The organism is uncultured Tateyamaria sp. (assembly GCF_947487805.1).
GTDB lineage: Bacteria > Pseudomonadota > Alphaproteobacteria > Rhodobacterales > Rhodobacteraceae > Tateyamaria.
Map to the genome: position 1 here is coordinate 128,629 of NZ_CANKXW010000002.1, position 11,933 is coordinate 140,561.

Consider the following 11,933-nt stretch of genomic DNA (forward strand, 5'->3'; position numbering starts at 1 on the left):
TGGCTTTACCCCTGAACGGCGCGCAGGGCCACCCCTGCATTGTTCAGCGCGTTCCAGATCTTGGCATCGCGCCCGTAGACGTCACGGCGGTACTGTGTGTGACCCTTGGGCGTGGTGAACGCCGTGCGGTAGATAATGTGCACCGGCACCGGAGATTTCAAATCCACGCGCGTTTCGCGCCCCGTGGCCAGCACCGACTGGAAGTAACTTTCGGGGTTGCTTTCCTGTTTTGCGAGCAGTGCGTAGGCAAAGTCGAACGGATCGGCCAGACGGACGCAGCCGTGGCTATAGGCGCGGACTTCGCGACCAAAGAGGTTCTTGGCCGGGGTGTCGTGCAGATAGATGTTGTGCACGTTGGGGAACATGAATTTTACCAGACCCAGCGCATTACCCTTGCTGGGCGGTTGGCGCATGGCGAAGGGGAACGTCTTGGCCGTGTATTGCGAGAAATTGACGGCACCCCGGTTGACCACGCGGCCCCGGCTGTCGGTGATTTCGATGTGGCGCACAGCGTTGCGGTTGCGTTGGAGGGCGGGCAGATATTCCTTGGTCACGATGGAGCGTGGCACGTACCAGCTTGGATTGATAACCATGAATTCCATCACGTCGGAAAACTCCGGCGTCGGACGGTCGTCCTGATTGGCACCGACAACCGACCGGGTCTGGAACGTGACCTTGCCACTGTCCATGATCTTGGCGGTAAAGTCGGGGATATTCACCAGCACGTGGCGTTTGCCCCGCTCCTGGTTGACCCAGCGTTCACGCTCCATCGCGACGATGATCGATTGCAGGCGGGCCTGAACGCTCTTGTTCATCTCGGTGATGGTGGCCGGGCCTGCGGCACCATCTGCAACCAGCCCATGGGCCAGCTGGAACTGCTGCACCGCCGATTGCATCGCCGCGTCATAGGTTTGGCTGTTGGTGCGCTTAAGAAAACCCATGGCGATCAAGCGGTTGCGCATGGCCACGACGGAAGCTCCGGACTGACCGGGTTTCAGCGCGTTTGCAGGCACCTTGGGGCCCCAGCCACCTTTGGCCAGCAGGCGTTCCATCCGCAGCTTTTCCTTCATCAGCGCGGTGTATTCCATGGTCTTGGGGGCCAGCGCCTTGAAGAACCCGCCGGGGGAGGACTTGGCGAAGTTCACGAGATAGGACGTGCGGTCGCGATATGGCACCTGTCGCACGATGGCGCGGTCGACGCGGCTGGGCACCAGTACCCCTGTTTGCAGATCGCGGGAATATTGCAGGAACGTGCGGCTCATCTCGACCTCGACAAGGCCGCGGTCGCGGGCCGTGCGGGCCGCTTTCAGCTTGGCCTTGAGCCCTTCGGCGTCATAGCGCGCGACGGGCAGACCGTGGTTGCCGGCCTGCGACAAGGCTTGGAACAACGCCGTGCGGCGCTGGCGTTCGCGGCCCGACCGGCCCGTCCAGACGCTGTCATACCCGTTTGCCTTGTAGAACGCGGCGATATCCGCGTCACGCGCGGCGGCCTCTGCGACCGCCTGTTTGAAGGCCGTGACCTGAGCGGTGGCCGGTTTCGGTGCCCCCAAAAGGAACAGGGCCAACACCATGCTCAAAGCGATTGTCCAGAAACGGGAACCTGCCACAGTCATTACGCACCTCTCAAAATTCAGCAGTCAGCAGTCAGCAGCTTGGGACCTTATCTCAAACCGGCCGCAAACCTGTCCATTCACATTGCCATCAACGGGCAAACTAACGGCGGGCTGATGCGTGCAGGCACCGATCCCGCGCAGATTGGCCACAATGAGCAGAATTTGCGCAAAAATTTGCCTATATCTATTGCGACCGTCTCAGCACTGGATTCAGCGCTTGGTAAACGAATCAAGCTATGCCATAGAAATGTTGCATCTGGGGATGAGATGGCAAAGCCCGTGTAACATCACGGGAAGGCAGACGTACGGGACGACGCAGCTACATGACGAACGAAATCTCAACGGGTATGACCCGCCGGGCACTTCTTGGTGCATTTGCAGCGACCACACTCGTCGCCGCGCCAACCTACTCCAACGCTGCGGGTTTTCTGCGCGGATCGGGCGACATTCGCAGGCTGCGGATGTATTCCGGGCGCACCGGCGAGCGGATCGACATGATCTACTGGATCGAAGGGCACTACATCAAGGACGCGGTCAAGGAAGTGAACCACTTCATGCGCGACTGGCGCACCAACGATGTCAAGTCGATGGACCTGCGGACAGTGGACATCATGGCCGCCGCGCACAACCTGATGGAAGTCGACGAACCCTATATGCTACTGTCGGGCTATCGCAGTCCCAAGACGAACGCAATGCTGCGATCGCGCAGCCGCGGTGTCGCCAAAAACTCCCTGCACATGAAAGGTCAGGCCGCTGATCTGCGCCTGTCCACCCGTTCGGTCAGCCAGATGGCCCGCGCGGCCCAAGCCTGTCGCGGTGGCGGCGTCGGCAAATATTCCGGATCGAATTTTGTCCACATGGATTGCGGCGTTGTGCGCAGCTGGGGCGGCTGAACCCCACCTGACAGGTTCCAGCATGAAGGGCGCCCATAGAGGCGCCTTTTTCTGTTTCACCGACCGCCAAAAGTCGCGGAAATCCGCGGGGCATGACATCTTGCTGTGACATCGCGATGTCACACGGTTAGCGTGAAAGCAGATGTCACTTACTTCGGGGGATTCCATGACACATTTCATCTCGCGCCGCACGTTCCTTGCGACCACCGCAACCTTTGCAGCGCTGCATCCCTTTAGTGTCCGCGCCGCCAGCAATCAGGCCCACCTGCGCATCATGGAAACGACGGACCTGCACGTGCACGTCTTTCCCTATGACTATTACGCCGACAAACCGCGCGACACGGTCGGTCTGGCGCGCACCGCCTCGATCATCGAAAGCATCCGGGCCGAGGCGACCAATTCCATGCTGATCGACAATGGCGACTTCCTTCAGGGCAACCCGATGGGCGACTACATCGCCTATGAACGGGGCATGAAGGAGGGCGACAGCCACCCCATCATCACCGCCATGAACATCGTCGGCTTTGATGCAGCCACCTTGGGCAACCACGAATTCAACTACGGGTTGGATTTCCTGATGAAGTCCCTCGCGGGGGCCGATTTCCCCGTGGTGTGCGCCAATGTCGCCACCCAGCAGGGCAGCACGCCCACAGCCGATAAAACGCTTGTCCCACCCTTCACCATCCTTGAACGCACAGTCACCGACGGCGACGGCAACACACACCCGATCAAGGTCGGCCTGATCGGCTTTGTCCCGCCGCAGATCATGAACTGGGACCGCCGCCACCTTGAAGGCAACGTGCAGGCGCGCGACATCGTCGACACGGCCAAGGCACTGGTGCCACTGATGAAAGAACAAGGTGCGGACATCATCATCGCGCTCAGCCATTCCGGGATTGGGGCCGCAGATCACAGCGACGGGATGGAAAACGCCTCTGTCCCGCTGGCCGCGATCGACGGGATCGACGCGGTGCTGACAGGCCACCACCACCAGGTCTTCCCCTCGCCCAGCTATGCTGACATGCCTGCCGTTGATGTGGCGGCCGGTACGATCCACGGCAAACCCGCGGCGATGGGCGGGTTCTGGGGCTCGCATCTGGGGCTGATCGACCTGATGCTGGAACGCGACGGCAGCAGCTGGCGCATCGCCGGGCACACGTCCGAAGCACGCCCAATCTCTAAACGCAACGAGGACCGTTCGATCACAGCGCTGGTCGAAAGCCAGGCCCCGGTTCTGGCCTCGGTTCAGGCAGACCACGACGCAACACTGGCCTATGTCCGCCGCGCGGTGGGCAAGACGGACGCGCCCCTGCACAGCTATTTCGCGCTGGTTGCGGATGATCCATCGGTCCAGATCGTGTCGATTGCCCAAAGCTGGTACATCAAGGACATGATGCAAGGCACTGAATACGAAGGACTTCCTATCTTATCTGCAGCCGCACCCTTCAAGGCAGGCGGACGTGGCGGACCTGAATACTTCACGGACGTGCCCAAAGGCGATGTGGCGATCAAGAACGTCTCCGACCTCTACCTTTACCCCAATACCGCGCGCGCTGTGCTGGTCACGGGGGCCGAGGTCAAGGATTGGCTGGAACGCTCTGCCGGCATGTTCAATCAGGTGGCACCGGGCGGCACGGATCAACCGCTGCTCAACCCCGACTTCCCGTCCTACAACTTTGATGTGATGGACGGGGTAACTTACCAGATCGACCTCAGCCAGCCGTCCAAGTTCGATCCCAAGGGCAACCTGATCAATGCGGATGCCAACCGGATCGTGAACCTGCAACACAACGGGGCACCGCTTGATCCTGCGGCCAAGTTCATCATCGCCACCAACAACTACCGTGCGGGTGGCGGCGGCAACTTCCCCGGGGCCAAGGGCGACAGCATCGTGTTTGAGGCGCCAGACACCAACCGCGACGTGATTGTCCGCTACATCGTGGATCAAGGCACGATCAGCCCGCGCGCCGACGCCAATTGGTCCTTTGCCCCCCTGCCCGGCACGTCGGTGCTGTTTGAAACCGGGCCAAAGGCCGCCGATTACATCGACGATGTCAAAGGGGTCGAGATTGAACCGGCAGGTGACGGTCCGGACGGGTTCGCCCAGTTCCGTATCTCGCTCTGATCAAGCGGAGGCGCGGGTGACGCGCGCCTTGCGTTTTCCAATTGCAGGGCGCGGATGGCACAGCTATACCGCGCCCCAGTGGACCCTTAGCTCAGCTGGATAGAGCGCTGCCCTCCGAAGGCAGAGGCCAGAGGTTCGAATCCTCTAGGGTCCGCCATTCTTCTTTGTTTTCGGCAACGACGCATGATCCGCACGGTATCCTGGCGGCAAGTTCAGAAACGGACCTCGGTGAAGTCGCCCGTTGTGATTTCCATGCGCGCCTCGCGGCGTTGGCCGTCTGGACCAATGTGCACAAGGATATATGACCCGTCCGAAATCGACTGGCGCACGGCATCCCCGGTCAGAGCGGCGAGTGCCCTGCCCGACGCATCCTGCAATTCGAACGAGCCGCCCGCTACAGGTGCTTGTGCCTCGAACCAGCCGGGCGTCACCACGACGCGAACATCCACAGGCTGCACACCGCTGGGCACGACAAAGGACAGGATATGCCGCCGCGCGCCTTCGACCGTGATACCGTAGTTGCCGGGGTCCAGACTGACCGCGCTTTGTCGCTGGGTGAGTGGTTTGGTGACGCCAGAGGAATCCACGAGCACGACAGACGGGCTGTAGGGCAGCAAATCCAATGTCGGCTGACGCACGTCAAGTTCGATAGCGACCGAACGGGGCGTCGTTCCCGCCGCCGCGCGAGAGAAGTCCAGCGCCGCAGTTGTGGTGTCGTCAAAGCGCACGTTGACCGGGACCGTTTGCGTCACTCCGCGGGCGCTGCCTTTTACGGTATAAGTGCCTGCCATCAGCACAAAATCGCGGTTCAGCTGTGCCGCCCCTCCCGGCAACAGGTTGCGGCCACTGGCATCGATGATCTCCAGCGCGTCCAACTGGTTCAGCGGCTGCCCGTTGGCCGTCGCGGTCAGTTCTATTCGGCCCGCCTCGATGGAAAACACGATGTCAGCGTCGGTCTGTACATCGCGTTTCGTCCGCCATGTGTTCTGTCCATCCGTCAGGACAAAGTCATAAACGCCTTTCGATAGCGGCAGGCTGCTTTGTGCCGGGCCTCCGGAAGCGAGCGTGCGAGAATTTGCGGGATAGGCCTGGAAGGTCATGCCGATCAGGTCAATTGTGCCTGCGTTCAAAAGATCAGGCGTCGTGCTGGTCACCTTGGCCGTGACGGACACGGTGTCGAGAAAATCCTTGATCGTTTTTTGTGGCGTATCGCCGCCCGGATCGTGACTGTCCGTCTTGGCCGGGACACAATCGAGGACATCGAAAACAAGATTGGAGCTGGGGATTTCCAGGATCCTGATTTCAACACTGCCCCCGGCATCCGCAAGAAAGTTCAGGTTGGGCAGTATCTGTTCGCAGACGGTTTGGTCCGGTGGCGCGCAGTTGATGTCTTCGAAGTCAGAAAATGCGGCAATCTGATAGCGTCCGCCCTTGCCGTGTTCGGCAATAATGGATTCCAAAGCCATGTTGATCGCCGAGCCCTGCGGGGTCATGCCGCCACCGGGCGTGCCATTGGGCAGTCCGGATATGTAAGACTTGAGTCTATCAAACGTCCCGGATGTCGGAGCGGCAAAACCACCTGTAACCGACTTGATGTCTTTGCACAGAGGGCCGGTTTGCGGGTACTCGGCGGAATTGTTGAACTCGCGTTGCGCGGCAGGCTTGCGTTGCTCGCGGCGCAGCGTCTCGACAAAGTTTGTCTCCGCACCGAAAATCAGAACCTCGGTTGGAACGGTATCACCAAGGTCTTCGAGTTGGTCAAAATACTCCTCCGCGAGCGCCATCGCTTCGTTCCAGCGGCTGCCTTCGTTCTGAGGATAGCTGTTGCGCCGCATGCTGCCGGACGCGTCGAGGATCACGACCCGTGCGTCCAAGCGTTGGCTCTGTGCTGCGATGGCTTGCGGGCTCGCAACCATGGTTGCGAGCGCCATGGACGGAAGGAGTCTTTTCCAGAAACGGGTCATCAGCGCAGATCCAGTTCAGCGAGCGGCAGCGACGCCGATTGGCAATAGTGGCGCGACACAGACACAATCAGCGCGTCCCGTGGCGAAGAGGGATCGCTGAGCTTCATGTCAAAAGCACCGCCTGGCCTGCACCCGGCCTGCGATTGCAGCTCCAGCCGCGCGGCATATCGCGCAGGCGCTTGTCGGTGTGGCGTCGGAGTCGCGCCCGGTGCCAGAGCGAATGAACCAATATGGGCGACCACATCCATACCGGGCAGACGCGCCGGACCGGACAAAAGCAGATCGCGTAGCGCGGGCGCCTTGGGATCGGCCACAAGGTGAACCGGCGTCGTGTCCAGATGGCTGGCAACACCGGCGAACTGAGGCAGATTTCGGCATGCTGTCACGCGGCTGCGATGGGCCAAGGCCCCCGGTACGTCGCAAACCGCCGTACTGCCGTTCAAACCGGCGCTGCCAAATGGCACCATCACGATGCTGTCGCCAAAGGGACATTCCGGCATGGCGACGCCACGCGTCAGAACGTTGGAACGCCGATCCGGACTGCCGGTAACCACGGTAGACAACGCCGACATACCCGCGTCCGTCGGTGCCAGACCACCCAGTGGAGGCAGAAAAAAGAACTCCAGATCGACATAGCCCGGGAGCAGTTTCTGCGCATTGCGCCCCTCATGTACGCAAATGGCCGGCCGCTCCGTTTCGACCACCCGACCCGCGGAGTCTTCGTTTTCGGTCACCCAGTCCTGGGCAAAGACATGCAAAGCCACCCGCTTGGGCACGGGTTGCTTCCTGTTGAAGGGCCAAATGCCCCGGCCTTGCACCATGCCGGTGTTATTGATCACATCGTGAAACCGGTCGCGCAGGTCGACCAACTCGAACCCGGCGCTTGCCTGCCCGGCCCCGGTGCGCACCTGATCAAGCAGGTCCTTGAAAACGCTCTGGCGGGAAAGATCGCGGCTGGTGTCCACGCCCGGATATACCTCGACGCTGGACCGCCGCTCATAAAGAAGCACGGTTTCCCGCGCAGGTTCCTCGCTTTCGATTTTTGCAAGGCTGTCGACCATCGCGCTGATGGCGTCCTGCCGGGCCTGGATCGGCTGGATCTCGGCGAAATGCCCGGTGTCGATAAAAACAATCCGTAAATCGAGGTTTCGCGGTTGTGCAACTGCAATACTGGCAGACCAAAGAACGGCGCACGCCACAAAAACTGCACGCAAAGACGCTCTCAATAAAACCAACATTGCTATACCCAGATAGATTCTCTGCACCGTGCCAAGTTCTGTTTAAGCATGCAAGATTTCAAACGGCGCAACAAAGAGATTGCCAATCTTGTCTAAGATCGGCGGCAGGAACCAAAGTTTTTGGGATCAGGACTTGTCAAATTTTCGTCAATATTGCTTCCTCAAGGGGAGTTGGGCATCGGAGTGAGGGATTCTTTATGGCGACTGACAACAATTTTCGTCCAACTCTGCTTGTCGGCGTTGGCGGCACGGGATCCATCATCGCAGAACAGATCATGGAGCAGGCGCTTGCTGCTGATGCGTCATTGGGCAACTGGATCCGCATTCTTGTTTTGGACACGGATGCAAATGATCTGGGCAAATTGAAAAACCTGACTGATCGCTCGCAATATCAGTTTTCAAAACCGGAAACCGTGTATCGAATTCTGGAACGTAATCCGTCTATTGAGACGGATTGGTGTTACAGCCGAAATGATCCCGAAATGTCCCAAGTGGTTCTGGGCAAATCTCTGATTGAGGGTGCAGGCCAAATCAGGATCCTGACCCGGATGGCGCTGCATGACAGTTTCGTCAATGACAACCTTTTATCGCGCATGGAGGATATCCTCGGGTCACTGACGACGCATGATGATGATCAGCGGTTCGGCGGCGCAGTGCACGTGCTGATGCTGGGATCGCTCGCAGGTGCGACCGGCTCTGGATCCTTCACTCAGGTGGCACTGGCGTTGAAACAGGCGGCCCGCAACCGATCCGTTCATGCGACGGTGCGCGGCGTGTTCCTACTGCCCGATGTCTATGCGCGCAGTGGCGCGTTGCCGCGCACGCAGGTGCCCAACGTTTTGGCCAATGGCTATGCCGCGCTCAAGGAACTGAACGCGATCAACGTTCGGGCGCAACTGCCGCAACGCAAGGCGAATTTTTCGTTCGAATACCTGCCCGGCCATGACCTCAAGGACGGCAATTCGCCCTTCGAGGCGGTCACCTTGCTGGACTACGAGAACTCCGAAGGCGGATCGATGGGCCGCAACCTCAACGCGTATCTGCGCATGGCGGCGCGGTCCGGCTACCTCTTGGTGTTCTCGCCACTCGGCGCAAGCTATGGGTCTGTCACGATCAACGATGTGCGCCAACAGATCGGCGCAGTCGCAAATGGCAGCACGAACCTGTATTCCGGGATCGGCGTGTCCGCGGTGAACTATCCGCGCGACAGTATGCGGCGTTTCCTTGGACGCAAATTGGTTATCGAGAACCTCAAGGGCGACTGGATGCGGCTCGACAATGCCTATCGCAGTCAGGTCGCGCGTTTTAAACGCGAGCAGGCCGCAGGTCAGACAGCCGCCGAAGAACCGAAACAATCCGAGTCCTTCATTCGCGGCCTGTCGCAACTGGCCCAGGAAGAACCCAGAATCCCATTCTTCCGCGAGAATTATGACTACCTCTTCCCCGAGGTCGAGGACGAGATGACGCGCGAGCGCAAGATCAAGCCACGCCACATTGCCTACCTTGATGCGTTGACCGACTACATATCGCGGCAATTCTGGAGCGAGGGCGACACCGCGCAAGTCAAGTCGCGTGCATCCATGGATGAAAGCGCGCTGCTGGAAAGCGACAGCCTGGTCGATACCGTGCGTCGGCAAGAAGCAGACCTCGACAGCGACTTCCGCGTCGTTGACGCCGCATTGCAGAAGCGGCCAGAGGATTATTTCATCAACACGCAAATCACGGCAGATGGCGTCGGACCCGGCGAGTGGGCAGCGCACCATGTGCAAAGCTATATCGTGGAAAACGCGCCGCATCCTGTCGGCGTGCGTGCGTTCCTCTATCTGGTGCAAAAGGAGATCGCGGAGCGCCGAGCGAAACTCGACCCGCGCGCGCAGCGCCTCAAGCTGTTCCGCATCGCCAACATGTTCCGCGAAGAGGAAGAGATCTCTGCCACCAACAACCGCCCCACATCCCGAGGCGCGCCGCGCGTAAGCGACCACGCGACCAAGGCGGATGAAGGCGGATCGGTTCTCAACAAGCTGACCGGACGCAAGCGCAAGGCCTTTGCCCAGGACTATGTCGAGTATTTCAACGCCTCCCTGACGTCGATGCGAAACTATGTCGACATCAGTATCGAAGCAAAGATGCTGGATCAGGCCGATGCGGAGATTGCCGCCTTGATCCGCGTGTTCGAAGGGTTGTTCACGGAAATTCAGGACATCATCTTATCCCTCGAAAACGATGTCGAAAAAGAGCTCAAGCCCTATGATCCGAGCACCGGATTTTCGGGCGACGCCTATGTCTACGCCAACCGCGCCTGCAAGGAAGATGCGTGGCAAAAGCTGAGCCAGAACGCCATGGGGCTCAAGCTTGATGACGGCGTGAACATGCAGCTTGTGCGTTCCGTATATGACAAGCACCGTTCGGACCGGGTTGATCGGAAACAAAGCGATTTCAGTCAGATCAACGCACTTTTCCGGCGGGAAATTGTTGAAGGGTTCGGGCAAAAGACCGTGGATACGGATTTCCGGTCAGCATTCGAGATGACGGTCATCGATGCCATTCGGGCGCAATGCGCCGTGGAAGATGCCGAAGCGATCCGGCTGGCAGAGGAGCGTAACGAGGACCCACCACGCCCGGCGTCTGTTGAGGATCGGCTCAAGGCAATTGTGGACCGCGCGGCAAAACAATCACAGCCTTATCTGGCACTGTCGCGCCCTGATTCAGACGGGACACCGATCAAGTTCTGGACGTTGCACCCCGCCTGTGAAGACGCGCTGAACGATGAAGCGTTGTTTAGCGAGATGTTCAATTCGCAGGACGGCGATCGTCCTATCGTTGAACCGAACTTTTCCCGGTACGAGCTGATCTGTGTGAACCTGCGGGTGAATGTGGAATTGCCGCATCTGTCCAAGCTGGCCATGGCAGACAGCGCCAATGCATCGTCGGTGCATGCCCAGACCGAAGGGCGGCTGTCCCAAGCCTATCAGGAACTGGTCGACCGGATGCTTGATCCCAAGCGATCTTCGGGTGCGGGTGCGGAAATCACGCCCCATCTCGACAAAAGCTGGCACATGCCCGGCGCCTTGCCGGAAATCCACCGGGAACTGGAAGGCAAGATGCAGGTGGATGTTGCGCGCGGCTATGCGATTGCCCGCCTTCACGATCTCATCAAGCTATACCGTGACGGCGGCGTCCCGGTCGCGCAATTCTCGACCGTCGGTTTCGGTCTGCCGAACTCGTTTGACGAGGAGCTGGCACAAAGCCATGATCCATGGACCGTGTACCAAAGCTTTGCGGCGAATATGCCCTATGTCGGCGGGGCCGTTGCCTTCTGGGAGAAGGTCAAGTCAGGGTCCAATTCCGGGTTGCAGGCACATCCGTCATTCAAGAGCCTCACCGATCCCGAGGGCCTTATGCATCTGGCCATGCCTGCCACGGTCCGTAACGACACGGCGGACGACCGTGACGCGGCCGTGCGTGACAGCTTCAAGGCGTGGATTGGTCTGATTTCCGAACTCGTGGATGCGCAGGAAACCGGCATGACCAACCGTGGTCGCCGGATCGCCAAACAGGAATGCGTCGACAAGGCGCGTCAGGATTTGATGGCGTTCCTGCGTGAGGAGGAATTCGAGCCCGTTCATATTCAGATCGTCGAGCGTTTGATTGCCCAGGCTTACGATGACGTTTTTGCGCAATAGCGCGTGGGATAACCCAATTTGATGAGTGAGATTTCCACCAGGACCATTGTCATAAACGGCGACGACGGTTGGCCCTTTCGCGATTTGCTGTGGTGCCACGGGCTGGACCTGTATCCGTTGGACACTGGGGTGGATATTTTTGACGTCGTCCCCCTGCCCGGAGACGATGGCGGACCAAGCGCGCGAAACTACCAAACGGTGATCGGCAATTTTCCGGAGGATTATTCGAACGAGCCGGACACATTGCTCGAAGAGATTGATGAGACGGTTGCCGGGCTTGCGGATGCTGAGAACCGCGACAAGTACCTGTCGATTGCCCTTGTGATCAATCGCGCCGATTTCGAAGCGCTTGCGACCGCCAAGGACGCGGATGACCCGGCTGTGTCCCAAGGCGCGATGTCCGGCTACCTCGCCTTG

6 protein-coding genes and 1 tRNA gene are annotated in these 11,933 nt (G+C 59.5%); 4 read left to right on the top strand and 3 right to left on the bottom strand.

What is annotated here, in order from left to right; translation table 11 throughout:
- Positions 1 to 5: 5 nt before the first annotated feature.
- Positions 6 to 1,613 carry a L,D-transpeptidase family protein gene (locus Q0949_RS06290; RefSeq protein WP_299369778.1) on the bottom strand — a complete coding sequence of 536 codons (1,608 nt, stop codon included), beginning with the start codon at positions 1,611 to 1,613 and terminating at the stop codon, positions 6 to 8.
- A 323-nt stretch (positions 1,614 to 1,936) separates the two neighbouring features.
- Between Q0949_RS06290 and Q0949_RS06295 the strand changes: the two genes are divergently transcribed.
- The 3 genes from Q0949_RS06295 (at position 1,937) to Q0949_RS06305 (ending at position 4,788) form a co-directional block, all read left to right on the top strand.
- Positions 1,937 to 2,506 carry a DUF882 domain-containing protein gene (locus Q0949_RS06295; RefSeq protein ID WP_299369780.1) on the top strand — a complete coding sequence of 190 codons (570 nt, stop codon included), beginning with the start codon at positions 1,937 to 1,939 and terminating at the stop codon, positions 2,504 to 2,506.
- A gap of 166 nt (positions 2,507 to 2,672) precedes the next feature.
- Entirely contained in the window at positions 2,673 to 4,631 is a 1,959-nt protein-coding gene (locus Q0949_RS06300) for a bifunctional 2',3'-cyclic-nucleotide 2'-phosphodiesterase/3'-nucleotidase (RefSeq protein WP_299369782.1), read from the top strand.
- A gap of 80 nt (positions 4,632 to 4,711) precedes the next feature.
- A tRNA-Arg gene (locus tag Q0949_RS06305) sits at positions 4,712 to 4,788 on the top strand.
- Between the two features lie 55 nt (positions 4,789 to 4,843).
- Here Q0949_RS06305 and Q0949_RS06310 read toward each other — a convergent pair.
- Entirely contained in the window at positions 4,844 to 6,562 is a 1,719-nt protein-coding gene (locus Q0949_RS06310; protein WP_299369784.1) for a hypothetical protein, read from the bottom strand.
- A gap of 32 nt (positions 6,563 to 6,594) precedes the next feature.
- Positions 6,595 to 7,809, bottom strand: coding sequence for a hypothetical protein (locus Q0949_RS06315; RefSeq protein ID WP_299369786.1), 1,215 nt, complete (start codon positions 7,807 to 7,809; stop codon positions 6,595 to 6,597).
- Positions 7,810 to 8,030: 221 nt separating this feature from the next.
- On the opposite strand from Q0949_RS06315, the gene Q0949_RS06320 reads away from it, so the two are divergent.
- The gene (locus Q0949_RS06320) at positions 8,031 to 11,516 is read left to right on the top strand and encodes a tubulin-like doman-containing protein (RefSeq protein ID WP_299369788.1); all 3,486 of its coding nucleotides are present in this window, start codon (positions 8,031 to 8,033) and stop codon (positions 11,514 to 11,516) included.
- The last annotated feature ends 417 nt before the right edge of the window (positions 11,517 to 11,933 follow it).